Here is a 22,239-nt window from a genome sequence, read left to right on the forward strand (position 1 = left end):
TTGAATATTGTATTTATTTTAAAGATTAAAAAGGGCGTTGATTCGTCCTTTTTTTATTGGCATGCTGTAGAAAATAAACGTTGTGAATGAATCATGAGAATTAGTTTTATTGGTGCAGGGCGAGTTGCGTATCATTTGGCAAAAGCGCTAGGTTCACAGCATCAAGTTGTACAAATTTATAGTCGTACTTTTGAAAAAGCAGAATGGCTGTCACTGCAAGTTCAAGCACAAGCAATTTCTAATTTTGAAAATATAAATACTGATATTGATTTAATGATTATCGCCGTGAGTGATCAATCAATTAAAGGTGTAATTGAACAAATTAGCCCTTATTTAAAAGATGTTTGTATTGTGCATACATCGGGAAGTACACACTTAAATGTTTTGGCGAAAACTCACGATAAATGTGGTGTATTTTATCCGCTACAAACGTTTAGTTTGGAACGTGAAATAGACTGGGAAAATACACCTTTATTTATAGAAGCAGCGAATAAACAGGATTTAGAAAATTTAGTTTATTTAGCAAATAGCCTAAGCAATAAAGTGTATTCTTATAATTCAGAACAACGTTTAAGTTTACATTTGGCTGCTATTTTCGCTTGTAATTTTAGTAATTATTGTTATGACATGGCAAAGCAAATTGTCGATGCAAAACACGTGGATTTCAGTTTGTTATATCCTTTAATTCAAGAAACGGCGAATAAAGCTTTAGCGAATAATCCGAAAGATATGCAAACAGGTCCTGCAATGCGCGGTGATGAAAATATCATTCAGATGCATCAAGAAATGTTAAAACAAGAAAAGAGAGAAGATTTACAAGAAGTGTATGCTTTACTCAGTCAGCAAATTATACAAAGACATACCAAATTATAGATAAAAGAAAAGGGCTCTTATAGAGCCCTTAAATCTTAATGCTTAGATATTAGTAAATATTACTTAATTTTTTTGAAAAGGAAGTCATTAATTTTATGACCTTCTTCTAAACCACGACGTTCAAATTTAGTTTGTGGACGCCAATCTGGACGAGGATAGCTATTGCCTTTACCTGCCATATTTTCAAGATTTGGACGATTATCTAAAACATCTAACATCCATTCAGCGTATGGTTCCCAGTCTGTTGCAGCGTGGAACGTACCGCCCATTTCTAACTTTTGTTCAACCAATGGCATACGGTCATGAGAAACGAAACGACGTTTGAAATGACGTTTTTTCTGCCAAGGATCAGGGAAGTATAATTGAATTGCATTAATGCTGTTATCTGGCATTTCACGTAATACTTGAATTGCATCTGCATCAAGTAAGCGTAAGTTAGTTAAACCTGCCATACCTGCTTCATATACGCATTGCGCGATACCAGGTACGTGTACTTCAATACCTACAAAGTTACGTTCAGGGTTGGCTTTTGCCATAAGTACCAATGAACGTCCCATACCAAAACCAATTTCTACAGTTAAAGGGTGTTCAGGATGTTCAAAGTGTTGGCGTAAATCACCAACTGGATATTCCAAAATTAGGTGAGCGTATTGTTCAAGCGCAGTACGTTGAGAAGTATTTAGCGGAGAAGAACGGCGCATGAAAGTTACAATTTCACGGTGCTCATTCAGGTTTTCCAGCTCTACAACTTGCTGGTCTAATTGATCGTTCGACATAATTTTGGCAATGTTAAAAACTACGAATGCGGTATTTTAAGTGCTGAGCTTCACAAGTCAAACTTTTATATGGCTTTATCTAAAAATTGAACAAAAAATACAAGAAAAGCGCTCAATAAGCGCTTTTCTTGTTTGAAATTAATTATATTTGTCTAGAAGTGTGCTACTCGCTTCGTTTAAGTTAATAATCTTCACTTCAATATTTTTATCATTAAACTTTTTCACCACGCTATTGAACATATTTACAGATGTCACATCCCAAATATGTGCATGAGTTAAATCTAGCTCTACAGACTGAACGTTTTCGTTAAAGTCGAAAAACTGTAAAAATTTATCTGAACTGCTAAAGAAGATTTGCCCAAAAACAATGTATTTACGCTCATTGTTGATTAGTACAGATTCAACTTTCACTGAGCTTTCTAATTTATTAATAATGAATAGTGCAGAAAGTAAAACCCCAACACATACGCCAATGGCTAAGTTATGCGTTGCAAGTACGACAATAATCACTGAAATCATAACCACATTAAATGAAATAGGGTGATTTCTAAATTGTTTTATCGAATGCCATTGGAATGTCGTAAATGACACCATAATCATAATGGCAACAAGTGCAGCCATTGGAATATAAGCAAGCCAATCTTTAAAAAACACGACTAAACACAGTAAGAATAGGCCCGCAATAAGTGTAGATAAGCGTGTACGTGCACCAGAGCTTACATTAATAATCGATTGTCCAATCATGGCGCAACCTGCCATACCGCCCATAAATCCGCTAACAATATTAGCAAAGCCTTGTCCGCGACATTCTTTATGTTTGTCACTTTGCGTTTGAGTCACTTCATCGACTACAGTTGTAGTCATCATAGTTTCAAGTAAACCAACTGTAGCAAGCGTAATAGAATAGGGAAGAATGATGCTGAGTGTTTCAAAATTGAGTGGAATTTGAGGAATGAGGAAAATAGGTAATGTATCTGGGAATGTACCTAAATCACTTACTGTTCGCATATCTACACCTAAAAATAGGGCTAAACAGCTTAAAACAATAATACAAATAAGGGGTGATGGAATGCTTTTGCCAACTTTAGGAATATAGGGGAATAGGTAGATGGTTGCCAAACCTAAACCTACAAACATAAATGCTGTACTGTCCATTTTGCTTATTTCAGGAAGTTGTGCGGCAAAAATTAAAATTGCCAAGGCATTTAAGAAGCCATACACCACAGACTGCGAAACAAAACGCATGAGTTTGGCTACTTTAAAATATCCTGCAATTACTTGAATAATGCCTGTAAGTACGGTTGCAGCAAGTAAGTATTGCAAACCGTGTTCTTTTACAAGCGTAATCATCAGCAGGGCAAGTGCGCCTGTTGCTGCGGAAATCATGGCAGGCCGCCCGCCAAAAAATGCAATAGAAACCGCAATACAAAAAGATGCATATAAACCCACTTGAGGGTCTACACCTGCAATCGCAGAAAATGCAATTGATTCAGGAATTAAAGCTAAACCAACCACCAAACCTGCTAAAACATCGGTTCGTATATTAGAAAACCACTCATCTTTTTTTAAGCTAATCACGTGCAATATTCAATAAATTCGAAAGTTGCATATGTTAAAGCAACGTTATTTAAAAAAGTATGAATATTCAGTTTGAATAATTTATGTAATTGAACAATATTGAAGATGTAATTGTGACTTTAATAGTTACGATTTAATAAAAATAAGTAGGTTTCTTTACTTGAAAGTTTGACCGAAGCAATTTAAAACAGAGTATAGATAAATAACAAGGATCAAGTATGAAGCTATATTATTCGCCGGGTGCATGTTCACTTGCATCACATATTATATTAAATGAAATAAATGTAGATTTTGATTTAGAACGCGTTGATACAAAAACACATATCACAGAAAAAGGCACAGATTATTACACCATTAACCCTAAAGGTTATGTGCCTGCATTGGAAATTAACCCAGGTTTAATTTTAACTGAAAATGTCGCAATTCTTCCTTTTTTAGCACAACATGATCCTAAGCAAGATTTAATTCCACCATCGGGTTTAGGGCGTGCAAAAGTTTTAGAGTGGTTGGGCTATTTAAACTCAGAATTACACGATGCTTATGCTGTGTTTTTTGGTGCGCCATTAACTGATGATGCAAAGCAAAAAGCGTATGCAGAAATTGATCGATTATTGAAATATATCGATAGCACAATTGAAAAATCGGACAATGAATATTTGGTGGATGATAACTTTGGTCCAGCAGATGCTTACTTATTTGTACTTACAAATTGGTCTAATTTAATTCATCACGATTTAACACCGTATAAAAATGTTGTTGCGCTTCGTAATAAAGTAGCTGCACGTCAATCTGTACAAATTGCAATGCGAGATGAAGGCTTAATTCCTTAAGTTATATTGAATAAAAAAGGACTCATGTAGAGTCCTTTTTTATTGGAGATTCAGATAAATATTCAAATGAATAATCTATGTGGATTTATTTAAAAAAGTAACCTGTTTCAGGTGAGCTTGCATTTGCCATGCGTTTGCGTGGCATACGACCCGCTAAGAAAGCTTCACGACCTGCTTCAATCGCTTTCTTCATTGCTGAAGCCATTAAAATAGGGTTTTGAGCAGCAGCAATAGCGGTATTCATTAATACACCGTCGCAACCAAGTTCCATTGCAATAGCAGCATCACTTGCTGTACCAACACCAGCATCTACAAGTACAGGAACTTTTGCATTTTCTTTAATAATAGAAATGGTATGTGGGTTTAAAATACCTAAACCAGAACCAATTAAACTACCAAGAGGCATAATCGCCACACAGCCCATGCTTTCAAGTTCTTGAGCAACAATAGGATCATCCGATGTGTACACCATAATTTCAAAGCCATCGTCAATTAAAGTACGCGCAGCTTTTAATGTTTCGGTAATATTCGGATATAACGTTTTTTCATCACCTAAAACTTCAAGTTTTACTAAGTTGTGACCATCTAACAATTCACGAGCAAGCATGCACGTACGTACAGCACTATTTGCATCGAAACAACCTGCCGTATTTGGAAGAATTGTGTATTTTTCAGGAGGTACAACAGAAAGTAAATTTGGCTGATCAGGATGTTGACCAATATTCACGCGTCGAATTGCAACAGTGACAATTTCTGCACCACTTGCTTGAATCGCAAGATCTGTTTCATTTAAATCTATATATTTACCTGTCCCTACAAGCAGGCGAGATTGAAATGTACGTGAACCAATTATAAGGGGGGTATCTTCCATGGGAACTCCAAATTAACCGCCACCGACGGCATGTATAACTTCTATTCGATCATTTTCATGAATCATCGTTTGCTGTAATTTGCTTTTAGCAATGATCATTTCATTGTGTTCAACAGCAAAGCGTTTGCCTTCTAATGCAAGTTCCTGAATAAGTTCTAATAAGTTGGAACATGTTGTATTTTGAAGTTCGCCATTTAAATAAATTTGCACGTTTTTATCCCTAAATTGTCATCATTTCGCGTATTTAAATGCATTCCATGCAAGGACTAGCCATCCTGCAATCATGAGTGCACCACCAATAGGTGTAATTGCACCCAAACCACGTGGTAATCCTAAAGCCATGATATATAAAGAACCGCAGAAAAATAAAATGCCAATTTGTATCAGTAGGAAACTAATTTTAATAGGTATTTGTGGAACAACTTTCGCAATAATTGAAAGTACCAATAAACCTAAAGCATGATAGAAGAAGTAGTCGGTTGCTGTTTGCCACCATCCTAATTGAGCTTCTGTTGCATATGCTTTTAAACCATGTGCACCAAATGCACCTAACATAACTGCAATTGCTAAATTTAATGCAGATATCGCAAGCCACATAAGCCATTCTCCTATACAAAATTTGCGCTTAACCTTAGCATATTTTCATTATTTGATTAAATGAAATAGAACGATAAAGCATTAAAAAAGGGCACTAGGCCCTTTTAAAAATAATGAAAAATTAGTTCGAAGACATCGCAACTTTAATTTTTTCCATCGCATTTTTTTCTAACTGACGAATACGTTCTGCCGAAACATTATATTCAGCAGCAAGTTCATGTAGGGTAGACTTATCATCATCTAACCAACGACGTTGCAAGATGTTGCGTGAGCGATCATCAAGTTGATCCATTGCATCGTGAAGGGCATTTGTACTTTGCTCTTCATAATCTTCATTTTCAACAAGTTTTGCAGGATCGTAACGGTTATCTTCTAAATATAGTGCAGGTGCTACATAGGTAGATCCTTCATCGTCATCATCGCCAGATGCTTCAAATGCAGCATCATAAGCAGTTAAACGACCTTCCATTTCTAGCACTTGTTCTGCGGTAACGTTTAAGTCCTTTGCAATAGACTGTGCTTCTTCAAGTGTGAGTTTTTTAGAAGATTTTTTTAAGCTACGTAAGTTAAAGAATAATTTACGCTGTGCTTTTGTGGTCGCAATTTTAACAATACGCCAGTTACGAATAACATATTCATGAATTTCGGCTTTAATCCAATGCACGGCAAATGAAACCAAACGTACGCCCATCGTTGGGTCAAAACGTTTTACTGCTTTCATTAAACCTAAGTTACCTTCTTGAATTAAATCGCCTTGAGGTAAACCGTAACCTGCATAACTGCGGGCAATATGAACCACGAAACGTAAGTGAGACATCACTAACATTTTTGCGGCGTCTAAATCTTGATCGTAGAAATAACGATCAGCCAATTCTTTTTCTTGTTCGGCAGTTAAAATTGGAATTTGGTTGACAGTACTAATATAAGCCCCAAGGTTTGAACCTGGTGCTGATAATGACAGGGGCATCAACTGATTGCGGCTGTCACTCATAGGAACTCCTTTAGGATGTGTCGATGAATTATCAATGACATTCATATTAATGTGAATATCCAACTAAATTAAGTGGAAATGGTGAAGAAATGTAATTTTTTATGCCAAAGGATTAAAAAATGAATTATTGAGCAATTATATAATGAAATTCATGATTTGAAATACTTTTAGCTTCACATTTCAATTTGTTGAGTTCGCAATATCTCAGCACATCTTGTTGGCTATGTGGGTCAGATGACTTCAGTAAGAATTGCTGACCTGACGCATTTTTGAGTGCTTTTTTTAGCATTAATAGGGGCATAGGGCAAGGTTTGCCCATTGCATCTATAATATCTAGAGTTTGTTTTACGTCTTGCATTCAATTTAAAACCGTTTAAAAACAGGTCAATTATACTAAAAATTGGCAGAAAAAAGCGAAAATGTGAATTTTTATTTATTCTGAATAAGATTAGATATTTAAATTAACTATCGAAAAATAAATATGATTAAATCTGAATAAGATATGTGAAAAAACTCTATTATTTGTAATAAACCCATGATAAGCTCAAAGTGAATTAGGTGTTACGGTAACTATAAAGTTATTGGACAATCTAGTTAGAAATGGATGTAACCGGATTTTGTTAATAGTTTTACAGAATGATTATAAGTTTGGAAATAAAAAAAATGTTTTTAAGCTTTGTTTGTCTGCTGCTTGCAACACCGGGTGGTCCTTCAATTAAGTCTATGAGGATTAACTAAATGACAGCTGCTCGCGAACAAGGCGTAGTTAAGTGGTTTAACGACACTAAAGGTTTTGGTTTCATTCAACGCAATGGCGGTGATGACGTATTCGTTCATTTCCGTGCTATTCAAGGCGACGGCCACCGTTCGCTTCGTGACGGCCAACGCGTAGAATTCAGTGTTGTTAAAGGCCAAAAAGGCTTCCAAGCTGAAGAAGTTCAGCCGTTAGACTAATAGAAAAATTAGACTAATGAAAACGCTCCAATGTTTATTGGAGCGTTTTTTGTTTATAATGTATAAAATTTATTATTTATGAGTTAGAGCACATTAATATGTCAGCTGGTTTTGAAACCTTAAATTTACATCCAAATTTGAAAAAAGCAATTGATGCGTTAGGCTTCACTAAAATGACATCAATTCAAGAAAAGGTTTTAAAATTTACTTTGGCGGGACACGATGCAATTGGTCGCGCGCAAACAGGTACAGGTAAAACTGCGGCCTTTCTTGTTAGTGTAATTAATGACTTATTAAATAACCCGATTAAAGAACAGCGTTTCCGTGGTGAAACTCGTGCACTTATTTTAGCGCCTACGCGTGAGTTGGCATTGCAAATTGAAAGCGATGCAAAAGAACTTACTAAGTTTACAGATCTACATTTAGTTACTTTGTTGGGTGGTGTAGATTTTGATAAGCAAAAAGCTGAACTGAGCAAAAATTTTGTCGATATTATTGTAGCAACGCCAGGTCGTTTAATTGACTTTGTGGAGCAAAAAGAAGTTTGGTTAGATCAAATTGAATTTTTAGTGATTGACGAAGCAGACCGTTTGCTGGATATGGGTTTTATTCCTTCAGTAAAACGTATTGTTCGCTATTCACCTCGTAAAGAACAGCGTCAAACATTAATGTTCTCTGCAACATTTAGCTACGATGTTTTAAATCTTGCACAACAATGGCTATTTGAACCAGTTACTGTTGAAATTGAACCTGAAAAGAAAACCAATGCAGACGTAGAACAACGTGTGTATATGGTTGCTAAAACTGACAAATACAAATTGTTAGAAGAAATTTTACGTGATGAACCTATTGAAAAGGTGATGATTTTTGCGAATCGCCGTGATCAAGTGCGTAAGCTATACGATCATCTTAAACGTGATGGTTATAAAGTTGTGATGTTGTCGGGTGAAATTGCACAAGACAAGCGTTTGAAAATGTTAGATCAATTTAAAAATGGTCAACACAATATTATGATTGCAACTGACGTTGCGGGTCGTGGTATTCATGTAGATGGCGTGTCTCATGTTGTGAATTTCACTTTGCCTGAACAGTCGGATGATTATGTTCACCGTATTGGTCGTACAGGTCGTGCGGGTACGCGTGGTGTGAGTATCAGTTTCTTATCTGAAGATGATGCGTTCTACTTACCAGAAATTGAAAAAGCGATTGGACAAAAATTACCACTTACGCGTTTAGATGGTTATTGCTAATTGCAACAGTTTTTAGAAAATGAAATCTAATGATTAAAAATAAATAAAAAACCGCTCAATTGAGCGGTTTTTTATTGCGTATTTCATTTGAAAATTATTTGGCTTGGCATTGAAATGTTAGAACTGTTTGATAGTCATCAACTTTTGAAATATCTGCACTTTTACCTGCAATAGTACCCAGAATTCCTGCGGCAGCTTGAATCATTTTTCCTGTTTGTTCATCTACAACGCCTTTGAGTGCACCGTTATAAGTGGTTTTTTCATCTAAAACGATAGCAATTGATTTACCACACGTTTTATTTGCAGCAAGCACAGCATTGTTTTTAGCAATGACTTCGGATTTTCCTAAGCCTGTAACTTCGTATTGGTTATTTGGTTTTTGAATAGCAATTGTATTATTAACAGGATTGGAGCTACATGCACCAAGTAGTAAAGCGCTGGCAAGTGTAGAACCTAAAATTAGAGTCTTATTCATTTGTTTATTCTCCTGATATATTAAATATATTGGAACATAGCTTTATGCTGAAATAATTAAGAGTTTGTATGAGATTAGCAGTCTTATATAAGAAAAATGTGATAAATCACATGCATTGGAAAAAATCATGATTTTATCCTATGAAATTACATAACACATTTGTCTTGAATGCCTGAGTTTATGCTAATCTTAATAAAATTTTTAAGTAGATTATGAAGTCAATGGCGGATACAGCGGTCGATATCATTCATCAAAATATTCATCAACGTCAGTCTATTGGTCACTTGGTTGAGCCAGCACCCAATTCAGAACAATTAGAAAAAGCTTTTCTTGCTGCACTTACAGCACCAGATCATCACCGTTTAAAGCCAACACGTTTTGTGGTGATTCCAGAAGATCAGCGTGAAGCATTTGGCGAGTTGCTTTCTCAAGCTTTGGCAGATACTGGGCAAACTGAAATTGCACAATTAGAACGTGTGAAAAATCATCCATATCGTGCGCCATTATTGGTTTTGGCGTTAACACAATTTGTTGATCATCCTAAAGTTCCTTATTTTGAGCAAACCTTAAGTACGGGTGCAGCAATTCAAAACTTTTTATTGTCATTACAATCGCAAGGTTTTTCTACCATGTGGCGTAGTGGTGCTGTGGTTGAATCGAATCATTTTAAACAAGCACTAAAATTAGGTGGAAATGATTTAATTTCAGGCATTATTTATATTGGAACAGCGGTAAAAGCGATTCCATCGCGCGGTGAAATTCATACAAATGAGTTTGTAAGTTTTTGGAATAAGTAATTTAGATTTTGGAAAATTAAAATGAGTGAATTGGATTTTGCAAGTTTTTTGAATAATGAAACTGAAGTAAAAAACAAAGGCTTACGCGTAACTGTTTTAGGTGGTGGTAGTTTTGGTACAGCTATGGCAAATACAGCTGTACGTAATGGTTGCGACACCATGATTTGGATTCGTGATGAAGCAACAGCTAAAGAAATAAATGAAACGCATATTAATAAGCGTTATTTGCCGGATTTCACCTTAGAAAAAGAGTTGAAAGCTGTATCGGATATTGAAGTTGCTGTTCGTGACCGCGATATTATTTTGGTTGCTATTCCAAGCCATTCATTCCGTGAAGTTTTACGTCAAATCCAACCTTATATTTCATCGCAAGCTGTAGTTTCTTTAACAAAAGGTATTGAGGCAGATACCTTTAGTTTTATGAGCGATATTATCCAAGAAGAACTACCTGAAGTTCCTTTTGGTGTGCTTTCTGGACCAAACTTAGCCAAAGAAATTGTAGCAGGTCAGCCTGCGGGTACTGTAATTGCTAGTGATTCAGAGCTTGTACGTAATGCGGTTCAACATGCTTTGCATAGTGCGCTTTTCCGTGTGTTCGCAAGTGATGATGTAAATGGCGTTGAATTAGGTGGTGCACTTAAAAATATTTATGCCGTTGCAATGGGGATGGCTGCTGCATTTGGTGTTGGTGAAAACACCAAAAGTATGATTTTAACGCGTGCTTTGGCAGAAATGAGCCGATTTGCAGTTGAACTTGGTGCAAATCCATTAACCTTCTTGGGATTGTCGGGTGTTGGTGATCTATTTGCGACGTGTAATAGTCCACTGAGCCGTAATTACCAAGTGGGATATTCTTTAGGTAAGGGGAAAACGCTAGAGCAAGCAACAACTGAGCTTGGTCAAACTGCGGAAGGTATTAATACGATTATTCAAGTACGCATGCGTTCTGAAGCATTGGGTGTGTATATGCCAATTACGTGTGCCTTGTATGAAATTATTTTCAAAGGTGCGCCTGTTAATTCCATCGCATTTTCTATGATGAAAAATGGTCATCGAAGTGATGTTGAGTTTATTTTACCGCATCAACAATAAAAAATAGAAAGATGGCAGTTTCATTAAATTGCCATCTTTGAATCGTTATACTTTAAGAAAATAAATAGGCAGTATTATGCAACTTACTCTTGTTCGTCACGGTGAAGCAGCTCCAGCAATTATGGGGAATGACAATAAAAGACCTTTAACAGCGCGTGGTCATAATCAAGCCAAAGAAACGGCTGATTTTTTAAAAGACGTGATTAAGCCTGAAGTATTTGTGGTAAGTCCTTTATTGCGTGCACAGGAAACACTTGCACATTTACAAGCATATTTTAAAGATGTGCCTGTTGTTATTTGCAATACCATTAAGCCTGAAGATGATGCAAAAGTTGCGGTAGAGTGGTTGTCTCAATTACCGTATGAGTCGATTGCTGTGGTTTGTCATATGAATGTGGTTGCACATATTTCTTCTATTTTAACTTCAGAATCATTTCATCCATATCAATTGGCAGAAGCACGAATTTACGATCAATTGGTGATTGCAGATGGATTATCTACCTTAAATAAGGCGTTTATTCCAAGTAGTTAAGTATTCAATTTGGCTTGTTATTTGTGTTTGTAAATTTATTGTTAATAACTAGATTTATTACACAAATAACACAATTAAACTTAAGTGCTGAATAATTTTAGTTTATTACGCCAATTAGTTTAAATTAACAACAACAGGGTATTAAACGGTAAAAATAAAACACTGCAAAGCATGGTGTTTTCTACGCCCTATGCCTATAATATGTCGACTTAAAAAGCAGTAGACTTTTACCGATATGTTGTATTCTCTTGCTCGCCCTTTGTTGTTTTCTTTAGCACCAGAGCGTGCACATGAGCTGACACTATCTTTATTGAAATCAACCCACAAAATGGGCTTGATGCGACAAAATGTTCCTGCAAAACCTGTAACTTGCATGGGAATTCAATTTCCAAACCCTGTAGGTTTAGCAGCAGGTCTAGATAAAAACGGTGCCTATATTGATGCATTAGCAGATTTAGGTTTTGGTTTTATTGAAATTGGCACAATTACACCACGTCCACAAACTGGCAATCCGCACCCTCGTTTATTCCGCTTACCAAAAGCAAAAGCCATTATTAACCGTATGGGTTTTAATAATGATGGTGTAGATAAACTTATTGAAAATGTGAAAGTATCAAAGTTCAAAGGAATTTTGGGTATTAATATTGGTAAAAATGCCGATACACCTGTAGAAAATGCTGTAGATGATTATCTTATTTGCTTAGAGAAAGTTTATAACTACGCATCTTATATTACGGTGAATATTTCATCTCCAAATACAAAGAACCTACGTAGTTTACAAAGTGGCGATGCTTTAACAGAGTTATTATCTACACTGAAAAAGCGTCAACTAGAATTAGCTGAAGAAAACTCTCACTATGTACCTTTGGTTCTTAAAGTCGCACCAGATCTTGAAGCAGAAGATATTCAATTCATTTCAAAACAACTGATTGAATTTAAAATTGATGGTTTGATTGTGACAAATACAACATTGTCACGTGAAGGCGTTGAAGGTTTACCATTTGCTGAAGAAGCGGGTGGTTTATCGGGTGCGCCTGTTTTTGAAAAAAGTACAGCATGTTTGGCTGCATTTTCAAAAGAATTGAATGGTGAAGTTCCATTAATTGGTGTTGGTGGAATTTTGTCTGGTGAGCAAGCTGTTGCTAAGCGTGAAGCTGGTGCAAGTCTTGTTCAGGTGTATAGTGGTTTAATCTATACAGGCCCAGACTTAGTTAAAGATTGTATTAACGCGCTTTAATATGAATACGATAGATATCTTTATATTGATCATTTTGCTCATTGGAGGGCTAAACGGTTTGCGACAAGGATTTATTAAAGCCTTTGCGAACTTGGTTGGATGGATTTTTGCATTAATTGTTGCTGCAAAATACTCATCTAGCTTAGCACCACTAATGTCCGCATTGAGCTCAGATCCTGTTGTTCAAAAGATATCTGCATTCGCTTTCATTGTTTTGGTTATTATTGTATCAACATGGATTGTGACCTACCTTTTAAATGGAATTTTAAAATCACTTAAACTTGGCCCTTTAAATAGATTGGCAGGTGGTGCTTTTGGAACGTTAAAAGGCTTGTTGGTTGTACTTATCACTATGCAAGGAATTGGACCTTGGGTGGAAAGTTCACCACATTGGAAGCAGTCTAAATTTATACAAAACTTGCTGCCATATGCGCCTTGGGCATCTGAATTGTCTAAAGAAGCTGCAAATGAAGCGTTAAAGCACATGAAGTCTGAAGATGCTCCGACATCTTCAGATTCAGCACCTGAAAACTCACATAAAAACAGTGAGAAATCGGGTGATTCAACGAATAATCCTTTTTATTAATCCTAGCTTGTCTGCGAGGTTGTTATGTGTGGAGTTGTTGGTATAGCTGGTAAGTCACCTGTTAACCAAATGTTGTTTGATGCTTTGACGATGTTGCAACATCGTGGACAAGACGCAGCAGGAATAGTGACATGTCACGATGGACGTTTATTCCTTCGTAAAGACAATGGTATGGTGCGTGATGTATTCCATACTCGTCATATGCGTGCCTTAAAAGGTAACTACGGTATTGGTCATGTGCGTTATCCAACTGCGGGTTCTTCAAGCAGTGCAGAAGCGCAACCGTTTTATGTGAACTCACCATACGGTATTACTTTGGCGCATAATGGTAACTTGACCAATGCTAAAGAAATTCATGATGATTTATTCAAAACTGACTTACGTCATATGAATACAGATTCAGATTCAGAAGTATTATTAAACGTATTTGCACATGAATTGCAAAAACGTGGCAAGTTAAACCCAACTGCCGATGATATTTTCCATGTTGTGACTCGTGTGCATGAGCGTTGCAAAGGTGGTTATGCAGTTGTTGCAATGATTACAGATCATGGCATTGTTGGTTTCCGTGACCCAAATGGTATTCGTCCATTAATTTTAGGTTCGCGTGATACTGTTGATGGTAAAGAATATATCTTAGCTTCAGAATCTGTTGCATTAACTGCATTAGGTTTTAAAGTTGAGCGTGATGTTCTACCTGGCGAAGCTATCTTAATTAATAACGAAGGTCAGTTATTCACGAAGCAATGTTCTGAAAATCCAGAATATCGTCCATGTATTTTTGAATATGTTTATTTTGCACGTCCAGATGCAACGATTGATGGTATTTCAGTTTATAAAGCTCGTTTGAAAATGGGTGAAAAGCTTGCGCAAAAAATTTCGCGTGAGTGGGGCGAAGAACACGATATTGATGTTGTGATTCCAATTCCAGATACTTCACGTACTTCGGCATTAGAGCTTGCAAACTTCTTGGGCGTAAAATTCCGTGAAGGCTTCATGAAAAACCGTTATATCGGTCGTACTTTCATTATGCCTGGTCAGCAGCAACGCGAAAAATCTGTACGCCAAAAGCTAAACCCTGTAGAACTTGAGTTCCAAAACAAGAATGTTTTACTTGTAGATGACTCAATTGTACGTGGTACAACGTGTAATGAAATTATTCAAATGGCACGTGATTCAGGCGCGAAAAAAGTATTCTTTGCTTCTGCTGCACCAATGGTGAAATATCCAAACGTGTACGGTATTGATATGCCGGTGAAATCTGAACTTATTGCATCTGAACGTAGCGTTGAAGAAATTCGTGAAATTATTGGTGCAGATCGTTTAATTTTCCAAGATTTGGAAGATTTAAAAGATGCAGTAAGAACGACCAAAGTTCCTGAAGTTAAAGATTTTGACTGTTCTGTATTTGATGGTGTTTATGTTGCTGGTGGAATTGACGAGCAATACTTAGATAACCTTCAAAAGCAACGCAGTGAATCTGCAAAAGCTAAAAAAGATCCTTACATCGACGTAAATGTTGATGCTGCTTCTGTAGATTTAACAGGTCTGCAAGAAGGATAAATATTTTTCTTAGATTTAGAAAAGCGGGAAATTCCCGCTTTTTTAATTTATGATGTAGCTATACACTAAAAATATTGGGAAAATTTACATTGAATGATGTAAGTTGTTATTTTATAAAAAATAAAAATATGGTTTTAGCGACATTTATTTGGGCTATTGCTGTTATTTTAACACTCAGCATTTTAAATATTTTGCTTGGTGTTTTAGTGCATTATTTCGATGAAAGCCAAGCCATCTTATGGAATGATTTTAGCCTTAGTTTTGCAATTTTGATTTTATCTATTATGGGTATTTCAATTGCAATTGAGTGCTATGTATTTCGTTCTGGCGGTCATTCATTAGCTAGAAAGCTTAAAGCAAGATCATTAAATTTTTTAGAAAGCACGCCAGAAGAACATGCAGCACTTACTATTGTCGCTAAATTATCAGAAAAATTTAATATAGAAACACCTGCTGTTTATGTTCTGGCAGATGAAGTTGGTGTGAATGCATTAACTGCAGGGTTTTACCCCAAAGATATTGTGATTATTTTAACTTGGGGTGCACTGCAAAATTTAGATCGGCAAGAGTTATATGGTTTATTGAGCCATGAATTTAACCGAATTTTGTCGGGTGAAACGGCTGAAAATACCAAAATTAAGATTTTATACAGTAGTCTAACGTCATTTGGTCAACTAGGAAGTAAATTGGCTAAACGTGGATTTAATCGTAATTACATGCAAGATCCGCATAAACTTTCAACAGCTTTTATTGCGCTTGGTGGTGTAATTTGGCTATTTGGTAGTTTGGGTGTGTTAATTAATCGCTTGGTTAAATATATAACTTTAAGTGGGCGCACGTTTGAAAATGATTTAAGTACAAAAGAATTAATAAAAAATAATGCGAATATTCAAATTTTATTACGTATTTATGTTCATCATGCAGGTTCACAAATTCATAGTGAATTTTCTGAATCTATTTCACATATGTGTTTTGCGAACTCATTAAGCCCCCAAAGTTGGATGAATATTCACCCAAGTATTGAAGCGCGAATATTTGAATTAGATTCAACTTTGGTAAAAGACTTGCAACTTGAAAATTTAAAAAAGATACGCTATTTGCCTTGGTTTAGTTTGTTTAGACCACTCGAAGAATTTAGTAGTGAGTATTCAATGCCATGGCAATCACCACAGCCATTGCCACTATTGCGTTTATCACCGATTAGTTTTGCTTTAAAAGATGCAATTAAGCCACTTAATCCAGAAGTACGTGCAAACATGGAACGTCCAGAGCTTATTCAGCGAGCCTTGCAAACAGCAACTGGTTCTCGGGAAGTTATGGTTGCTATTTTAATGATTCGTCAGTATAGAGAGTTTATACCGGCGGAGGCTGAAGTTAGTCGTGCAATTGTGGATGCACTTCTTAATGAAGATGGTCGTACACACGTGGCAATTTTCCATGAGGCATGTGGAAATATTGGCAGTATGCCTGCAAGTGTTGCACGTCAATTTTTAACAAAGCTTGCTAAAATTATTCAAGAAGATGGTGAAATAGGTCTGTTGGATGCACTGCTTTTAGAGCGTGTTAAATATGAAGTGAATTTATTGCCACTGCATATTCCAACTTCTTTAGAAGAAGTAAAAATGCATATAGTGCGTTTGATTGATGCACTATTACACGTTCAGCAAATTAATAGTGAAAGTCAGTTAGAGGTAAGAGAGCGAATCCTAAATCGAATATTAAGCCCTGAAGAAGCTATTTTGTACGAAGATATTTCCGATGAGCCGATAGATTTAGCAGAAATTTTGCAAGATATGTCTGGTTTGTTATTGCGTGAGCGTTTAAATATTCTAAGCATTGCTGAAGTTTGCTTGTGGAATGATCGAATTATCACACAAGATGAGTTAGATGTTTTAGAGCTTTTATATTGGCGATTGGGTTTTGAGAGTGATGAAATTGTTAAACTTATGCATAAGAAAAATAGTTTGATTATTATTTAACATAGTGATTTAAATATAAGAGAATATTAAACGTATTCTCGTTAGAATAGACATAGTAGTTTAATAGATAATTGAGTGTAGATAATTTGATGATTGGGCATTCACGTGAAGTATTAGCAAATTTAGGAATCGATATTTGGGTTTCTAAAGGAGCAATGTGCCAACAATTACCTCAATCTACAATTTGGCGAGATCAAAATACGCCTGAAGTAATGTTGGATATCACATCACATGTTGAAATATCTACAACAGATGAACTTCTCAATGATCCAATCTTGTCATTTGAAGCAGAACAGTCAAAACAAGTTCAAGGGAAGCTTGAACAAAAAGAAGAACCCATTGAGGCAGTCGAACAAGAACTACGTCCAAGTGTTATTTTACAGCCATTTAATATTCAGGCTTTGGTGTTGTCACACCTTGTTATTCTTATGGAAGGTACGAATATTACTTCAGATCAGCAATTGTTGTGGTCGAATATTCAACGTGCTGTTCAAGCGGAATTTACTGAATTGAATTGGCCTTTTGCATTGCCTGAATTACAAGATGGTTATGGTGTGGAAAGCTTTATTCAAGGCTTTTTAGATGTTATTTCCACAGAAAAAACCGTGTTGGTTTTAGGGCAAGTTCCTCATTACACAAAATCAAATATAATGCATTTGGCAAGTTTACAAGAAATGTTAGATGAGCCATTCTTGAAAAAGAGATTATGGAAATTTATACAAAATAAAGTCTAAATATTGGAAAGGGAATGAAGAAAAAAGTTGTTGTATTTAGCCAAATAGATTTAGAAATATTAGAAAAACTTCAAGAAAAATATCAAGTCAGCATCATTAACCCTAAAAATGGGGATGTGAATGCACAGATTTTAAAAGAAGTAAAAGATGCCGATGGTTTAATCGGCGCAGGTCGCTTACTTAACGAAAGTAACTTATCTTCTGCAACTCAGCTAAAAATTATTTCTAGTGTAAGTGTTGGTTATGATAATTACGATCTAAATTATTTGAATCAGCAGAAAATTCTACTTTGTAATACGCCACACGTACTTACAGAAAGCACAGCAGACTTAGCATTTACTTTGCTTATGAGTGTGGCTAGAAAAGTTCCATCACTCGATGCTTGGGTGAAAAATGGTGAATGGAAACGTACTGTTGGGGTGGGGCAATTTGGTTTGGATGTGCATGGAAAGACACTTGGAATTATAGGGTTAGGGCATATCGGTGCAGCAATTGCACGACGTGGTTTTTATGGCTTTAATATGAATATTTTATATCATAATAGAAAACCAAAATTAGAAGTTGCTCAATCTTTAAATGCAGAATATTGCGAACTTAATGATTTACTTAAACGTGCAGATTTTATAGTTGTAGCTGTAGATTTAAATGCAGAATCTAAAGCTTTAATAAGTGAAAAAGAATTTGATTTAATGCAGAAACATGCGGGCATTATCAATATTTCCCGTGGTTCTGTTATTAATGAAACCGCCTTAATAGAAGCATTAAAAAATAAAAGAATATTCGCAGCAGGTTTAGATGTTTATGAAACCGAGCCATTGCAAAGTTCTGAGTTATTTAACTTAGATAATGTGGTTACTTTGCCGCATATTGGGTCTGCAACAACAAGCACACGTAAAAAAATGGCAGAGCTTGCTTACCAAAATTTAGTCGATGTTTTGGAAGGGAAGCAACCACAATATATTGTGAATAAAGAAATTTCTGCAATCGAATAACAGATCTTTGCATTAATCTTCATATTTGAGTGCTATATTTTATAAGTTGAGTATCTTAGGGATTGAGTTTAATTTTGAAAAAAATTATTTTTGCGGTTGGGCTTGGATTAAGTTCGGCAATTACATGTGCCCATGATGATTCATTTTCATTCAATCAAAAAACTCAATTTACTGTTCCTGAAATTGGCAGTGGTGTTGGTCTGTTAGATCAACAAAATGAAAAATTTATTGGCGAAAAAGTATATCGAGAAGTTCATCGTCAAATGCCAATTTTGAATAATCCGTGGCTAGAAGATCAATTATTTTCAACATTTTCACAAATTTTAAGCCAAACTCAACTTTCGAAACCTGTTGGTCTTGTTGTTATTAACGATAGTCAAATTAATGCTTTTGCTGTACCTGGTGGTTTGTTTGCTTTAAATACAGGACTAATTACTTCAGCAAGAACAATGGATGAAGTAGTAGGGGTTATGTCACATGAAATTGCACATGTAACACAACGTCATTACAGTCGGTCACAAGAAGCATTTAAAGGGCAAGGTTTATTGGCTTTGGCAGGTATTTTGGTTGGCGCTTTGGTTGCAACGCAGTCGGATTCAAATGCTGGTGCTGCTGTGATGCTAGGCTCGCAAGCAGCGTTAATAGACAAACAACTTTCGTATAGCCGTAACCAAGAGCGTGAGGCTGACCGTATTGGCATGCAATATATGTATGCGGCAGGTTATAACCCTGAAGGTATGGCAGACTTTTTTGAGGTGATGAACCGTGCTACGGCACGTGTGAGTTATTTACCAGATTTTTGGTTTACGCACCCGCTCACAACTGAGCGAATGAGTGAAGCGCGTTTACGTGCAAGACAACTTCCTAAAGTACGCCAAAAACTAGATCAAACAGATTTTGAAATACTAAAACAATATACTGCGGTTTTATCGAATCAGCGTACAGAGCAACAGCTTAAAAATATGGCTGCTCGCAATACTTTGCCTAGCCAAATTGCATTGGCAGCTTATTATTTAAATTCAGGGGAATATAACTCCGCTCAAAATGCGTTAAATGCGGCTAAACAACATAATACGCCACATAATCTTTTAACTTTAATTCAGACAGATATTTATTTAGCCCAAAATAAAATTGATTTGGCTTTAAGTGAAATTCAGTCAATTGCTAAAGTCACGCCTGAAAATAGAGCCTTAAATTTTAAACTTGCAGAAGTGTTTATTCGAAAAAATATGCAAGCTGAAGCGCAAGCGACTGTTCAAAGATTTATTCGAAAAAATCCGATTGATTCTAATGCATGGTTGCTTATGCAGCAGTCTGCAAATGCAGATAAAGCCAATCCTCTACGTACAGTTAACGTATTGCGATACAGGGCGGAAGTACAGTATTGGTCAGGCTTGGAAGATAATGCGATTAAATCACTTTTGCATGCACAACGTTTATCTAAAGATAATTTAGCTATGTCAGATACAATTAAAAAGCGTTTAACGGAAATGCAGAAAGAAAGACAATATAAGCTTTAACAGGTGATTTTATTTGGGTTTTTGATAGAACTAGACGAACTTTATTTTTATAATTTTGACGTTATGAACTGACTTTTTATAAAGACAGTTCAACGTAATTTTATTGATTTAAGATATTAAGCCAGTTTCGCTTTAATTTTGCTAGAAACTAGAGAAGGATCGGCGCGCCCGGCTATGAGCGGACGCAGAGAGTTCATCACCTTACCCATATCTTTCATGCTAGTAGCTTCTTGCGCAATGATCGTTTGCGCAATGATAGAATCAAGCTCTTCCTCAGTCATAGCTTCTGGTAGAAATTGAGATAAAACCTCAAGTTCGGCTTGCTCTTTACTAGCTAAATCATCTCGATTAGCACCTAGAAAGGCTTTAATCGATTCTTTACGTTGTTTTATTTGCTTTTCAATAACCGCAAGAACTTGAGCGTCGTCAAGCTCTTTACGATCATCGACTTCGATTTGCTTAATTGCTGCCTGTAGACTACGTATTACCGTTAACTTACTCATTTCTTTGGCACGCATTGTTGCTTTTAAAACTTCAGTTATTTGGCTTTTTAATGTAGTCATTTATATTTCCAGTCAGTCAATCACAAATTAATCTTAGTAAAGGCGAGTAGTACGTACTGATTCACGCGCCAATTTCTTTTGGTAGCGTTTAACAGCAGCAGCTTTTTTGCGCTTACGTTCTTGAGTTGGTTTCTCGTAGAATTCGCGTTTACGAACGTCAGCTAAAACACCAGCTTTTTCGCATGAACGTTTGAAGCGACGGATAGCTACGTCTACTGGTTCGCCTTCTTTCAATTTAACTTGTGGCATGAAGAATCCTCATTAAGTTATGGATAAGATCTAGACCGAATTGTCTTGGATCACAAGTGAAGTGCAGTATTTTACTCATTTACATCTCATACCACAAGTCTATAATAGGCTTCGCATTTGATTTGATATAATTTATAGGCAATTTAATGATCGTTTTGGGCTTAGAAACTTCTTGTGATGAAACAGGACTTGCTTTGTATGACAGCGAGTTAGGGTTGCGAGGGCAGGTACTTTATAGCCAAATTAAATTGCATGCCGAATATGGCGGTGTAGTACCAGAGCTTGCATCTCGTGATCATGTTAGAAAGTTAATTCCATTAATTAATCAATTACTTGAAGAAAGTAACGTGAAAAAATCTGAAATTGATGCGATTGCTTATACACGTGGTCCGGGCTTAATGGGCGCATTAATGACAGGTGCTTTATTTGGCAGAACGTTAGCATTTGCTTTAAATAAACCTGCGATTGGTGTTCATCATATGGAAGGTCATATGCTTGCACCATTATTATCGGAAACTCCACCGGAATTTCCGTTTGTCGCTTTATTGGTCTCTGGCGGTCATACACAACTTATGGCTGCGTACGGAATTGGGCAATATGAATTGCTTGGTGAGTCAATTGATGATGCAGCAGGTGAGGCATTTGATAAAGTGGCTAAAATGTTGAAATTACCCTATCCGGGTGGACCAAATATTTCTCGGTTGGCAGAAAAAGGCAATAAAGATGCCTTTGAATTCCCACGTCCAATGTTACATCAAGGTCTTACTTTTTCATTTAGCGGTTTAAAAACTGCGGTTTCAGTGCAGCTTAAAAAGTTAGATGGCGAAAAGCGTGATGAAGATATTGCAGCAAGTTTCCAAGAAGCTTTAGTCGATACATTGGTCAAAAAATCTGTAAAAGCCTTAAAGCAAACAGGTTTAAAACGTTTGGTTATTGCAGGTGGTGTAAGTGCAAATAAACGTTTACGTGAACGTTTGGAAGCAGATTTAGATAAAATTCGTGCATCTGTTTATTATGCAGAACCAGCTTTATGTACAGATAATGGTGCAATGATTGCATTTGCAGGTTATCAACGTTTAAAAGCGGGTCAGCAAGATGGATTATCTGTAACAACAACGCCACGTTGGCCAATGACGGAATTAACAAACCCAAATGAAGTTTAATATTTAAATAAAAAAAGAGGCTTTAGAGCCTCTTTTT

General features: G+C 36.2%; 25 protein-coding genes. 15 read left to right on the top strand and 10 right to left on the bottom strand.

Going from position 1 to position 22,239, the window contains the following annotated elements:
• Positions 1 to 93: 93 nt before the first annotated feature.
• The gene (locus SKM54_RS08595; RefSeq protein WP_154772185.1) at positions 94 to 873 is read left to right on the top strand and encodes a Rossmann-like and DUF2520 domain-containing protein; all 780 of its coding nucleotides are present in this window, start codon (positions 94 to 96) and stop codon (positions 871 to 873) included.
• 59 nt (positions 874 to 932) lie between these two features.
• Here the strand turns inward: SKM54_RS08595 and trmB are convergent, their stop codons facing one another.
• Both trmB and SKM54_RS08605 read right to left on the bottom strand, forming a co-directional pair.
• On the bottom strand, positions 933 to 1,649 hold the full coding sequence (gene trmB, locus SKM54_RS08600; RefSeq protein ID WP_154772184.1) for a tRNA (guanosine(46)-N7)-methyltransferase TrmB: 717 nt from the start codon (positions 1,647 to 1,649) through the stop codon (positions 933 to 935).
• Between the two features lie 138 nt (positions 1,650 to 1,787).
• Positions 1,788 to 3,227 carry a SulP family inorganic anion transporter gene (locus tag SKM54_RS08605; RefSeq protein ID WP_321095143.1) on the bottom strand — a complete coding sequence of 480 codons (1,440 nt, stop codon included), beginning with the start codon at positions 3,225 to 3,227 and terminating at the stop codon, positions 1,788 to 1,790.
• Between the two features lie 218 nt (positions 3,228 to 3,445).
• Here SKM54_RS08605 and SKM54_RS08610 point away from each other — a divergent pair, with 218 nt between their 5' ends.
• Positions 3,446 to 4,057 carry a glutathione binding-like protein gene (locus SKM54_RS08610; RefSeq protein ID WP_311917634.1) on the top strand — a complete coding sequence of 204 codons (612 nt, stop codon included), beginning with the start codon at positions 3,446 to 3,448 and terminating at the stop codon, positions 4,055 to 4,057.
• A gap of 85 nt (positions 4,058 to 4,142) precedes the next feature.
• Here the strand turns inward: SKM54_RS08610 and SKM54_RS08615 are convergent, their stop codons facing one another.
• The 5 genes from SKM54_RS08615 to SKM54_RS08635 all read right to left on the bottom strand — a co-directional run bounded on the left by SKM54_RS08615 (position 4,143) and on the right by SKM54_RS08635 (position 6,874).
• A complete protein-coding gene (locus SKM54_RS08615) occupies positions 4,143 to 4,928 on the bottom strand; it encodes a thiazole synthase (protein ID WP_321095144.1) in 786 nt (261 codons plus the stop codon).
• 12 nt (positions 4,929 to 4,940) lie between these two features.
• Positions 4,941 to 5,138 carry a sulfur carrier protein ThiS gene (gene thiS, locus SKM54_RS08620; RefSeq protein WP_171501214.1) on the bottom strand — a complete coding sequence of 66 codons (198 nt, stop codon included), beginning with the start codon at positions 5,136 to 5,138 and terminating at the stop codon, positions 4,941 to 4,943.
• Positions 5,139 to 5,159: 21 nt separating this feature from the next.
• On the bottom strand, positions 5,160 to 5,525 hold the full coding sequence (locus SKM54_RS08625; protein WP_321087107.1) for a DUF423 domain-containing protein: 366 nt from the start codon (positions 5,523 to 5,525) through the stop codon (positions 5,160 to 5,162).
• 121 nt (positions 5,526 to 5,646) lie between these two features.
• Entirely contained in the window at positions 5,647 to 6,516 is an 870-nt protein-coding gene (gene rpoH / locus SKM54_RS08630) for an RNA polymerase sigma factor RpoH (protein WP_154772179.1), read from the bottom strand.
• A 124-nt stretch (positions 6,517 to 6,640) separates the two neighbouring features.
• The gene (locus tag SKM54_RS08635) at positions 6,641 to 6,874 is read right to left on the bottom strand and encodes a sulfurtransferase TusA family protein (protein ID WP_154772178.1); all 234 of its coding nucleotides are present in this window, start codon (positions 6,872 to 6,874) and stop codon (positions 6,641 to 6,643) included.
• Between the two features lie 380 nt (positions 6,875 to 7,254).
• Between SKM54_RS08635 and SKM54_RS08640 the strand changes: the two genes are divergently transcribed.
• Both SKM54_RS08640 and rhlB read left to right on the top strand, forming a co-directional pair.
• Entirely contained in the window at positions 7,255 to 7,470 is a 216-nt protein-coding gene (locus SKM54_RS08640; RefSeq protein WP_004280099.1) for a cold-shock protein, read from the top strand.
• A gap of 98 nt (positions 7,471 to 7,568) precedes the next feature.
• Positions 7,569 to 8,720, top strand: coding sequence for an ATP-dependent RNA helicase RhlB (gene rhlB, locus SKM54_RS08645; RefSeq protein WP_154772177.1), 1,152 nt, complete (start codon positions 7,569 to 7,571; stop codon positions 8,718 to 8,720).
• Positions 8,721 to 8,814: 94 nt separating this feature from the next.
• On the opposite strand, the gene SKM54_RS08650 is transcribed toward rhlB, so the two are convergent.
• A complete protein-coding gene (locus tag SKM54_RS08650; protein ID WP_321095145.1) occupies positions 8,815 to 9,195 on the bottom strand; it encodes a hypothetical protein in 381 nt (126 codons plus the stop codon).
• Positions 9,196 to 9,416: 221 nt separating this feature from the next.
• On the opposite strand from SKM54_RS08650, the gene SKM54_RS08655 reads away from it, so the two are divergent.
• The 10 genes from SKM54_RS08655 (at position 9,417) to SKM54_RS08700 (ending at position 20,227) form a co-directional block, all read left to right on the top strand.
• The gene (locus tag SKM54_RS08655; RefSeq protein WP_321089676.1) at positions 9,417 to 9,992 is read left to right on the top strand and encodes a nitroreductase family protein; all 576 of its coding nucleotides are present in this window, start codon (positions 9,417 to 9,419) and stop codon (positions 9,990 to 9,992) included.
• A gap of 21 nt (positions 9,993 to 10,013) precedes the next feature.
• Entirely contained in the window at positions 10,014 to 11,084 is a 1,071-nt protein-coding gene (locus SKM54_RS08660) for an NAD(P)H-dependent glycerol-3-phosphate dehydrogenase (protein WP_321095146.1), read from the top strand.
• Positions 11,085 to 11,160: 76 nt separating this feature from the next.
• Positions 11,161 to 11,616, top strand: coding sequence for a phosphoglycerate mutase family protein (locus SKM54_RS08665; protein ID WP_321089678.1), 456 nt, complete (start codon positions 11,161 to 11,163; stop codon positions 11,614 to 11,616).
• Between the two features lie 235 nt (positions 11,617 to 11,851).
• Positions 11,852 to 12,853: a quinone-dependent dihydroorotate dehydrogenase gene (locus SKM54_RS08670; protein WP_321095147.1), complete on the top strand. Its 1,002-nt coding sequence runs from the start codon at positions 11,852 to 11,854 to the stop codon at positions 12,851 to 12,853.
• 1 nt (position 12,854) lies between these two features.
• Complete coding sequence (locus SKM54_RS08675; RefSeq protein ID WP_321089679.1) at positions 12,855 to 13,439, top strand: CvpA family protein; 585 nt, start codon at positions 12,855 to 12,857, stop codon at positions 13,437 to 13,439.
• Between the two features lie 24 nt (positions 13,440 to 13,463).
• The gene (gene purF / locus SKM54_RS08680) at positions 13,464 to 15,002 is read left to right on the top strand and encodes an amidophosphoribosyltransferase (protein WP_321087120.1); all 1,539 of its coding nucleotides are present in this window, start codon (positions 13,464 to 13,466) and stop codon (positions 15,000 to 15,002) included.
• Positions 15,003 to 15,091: 89 nt separating this feature from the next.
• Entirely contained in the window at positions 15,092 to 16,981 is a 1,890-nt protein-coding gene (locus SKM54_RS08685) for a M48 family metalloprotease (protein WP_321095149.1), read from the top strand.
• A gap of 89 nt (positions 16,982 to 17,070) precedes the next feature.
• Entirely contained in the window at positions 17,071 to 17,715 is a 645-nt protein-coding gene (locus SKM54_RS08690) for a hypothetical protein (protein WP_321095150.1), read from the top strand.
• A gap of 14 nt (positions 17,716 to 17,729) precedes the next feature.
• Positions 17,730 to 18,707 carry a 2-hydroxyacid dehydrogenase gene (locus SKM54_RS08695; protein ID WP_321095152.1) on the top strand — a complete coding sequence of 326 codons (978 nt, stop codon included), beginning with the start codon at positions 17,730 to 17,732 and terminating at the stop codon, positions 18,705 to 18,707.
• Between the two features lie 74 nt (positions 18,708 to 18,781).
• On the top strand, positions 18,782 to 20,227 hold the full coding sequence (locus SKM54_RS08700; RefSeq protein WP_407061302.1) for a M48 family metalloprotease: 1,446 nt from the start codon (positions 18,782 to 18,784) through the stop codon (positions 20,225 to 20,227).
• A gap of 116 nt (positions 20,228 to 20,343) precedes the next feature.
• On the opposite strand, the gene SKM54_RS08705 is transcribed toward SKM54_RS08700, so the two are convergent.
• Positions 20,344 to 20,790: a GatB/YqeY domain-containing protein gene (locus SKM54_RS08705; protein WP_321095153.1), complete on the bottom strand. Its 447-nt coding sequence runs from the start codon at positions 20,788 to 20,790 to the stop codon at positions 20,344 to 20,346.
• 33 nt (positions 20,791 to 20,823) lie between these two features.
• The gene (gene rpsU, locus SKM54_RS08710) at positions 20,824 to 21,039 is read right to left on the bottom strand and encodes a 30S ribosomal protein S21 (RefSeq protein ID WP_001136722.1); all 216 of its coding nucleotides are present in this window, start codon (positions 21,037 to 21,039) and stop codon (positions 20,824 to 20,826) included.
• A gap of 146 nt (positions 21,040 to 21,185) precedes the next feature.
• Here rpsU and tsaD point away from each other — a divergent pair, with 146 nt between their 5' ends.
• Complete coding sequence (tsaD, locus tag SKM54_RS08715) at positions 21,186 to 22,202, top strand: tRNA (adenosine(37)-N6)-threonylcarbamoyltransferase complex transferase subunit TsaD (RefSeq protein ID WP_321095154.1); 1,017 nt, start codon at positions 21,186 to 21,188, stop codon at positions 22,200 to 22,202.
• The last annotated feature ends 37 nt before the right edge of the window (positions 22,203 to 22,239 follow it).

It is taken from the genome of Acinetobacter faecalis (assembly GCF_034187745.1).
Lineage (GTDB): Bacteria > Pseudomonadota > Gammaproteobacteria > Pseudomonadales > Moraxellaceae > Acinetobacter > Acinetobacter faecalis.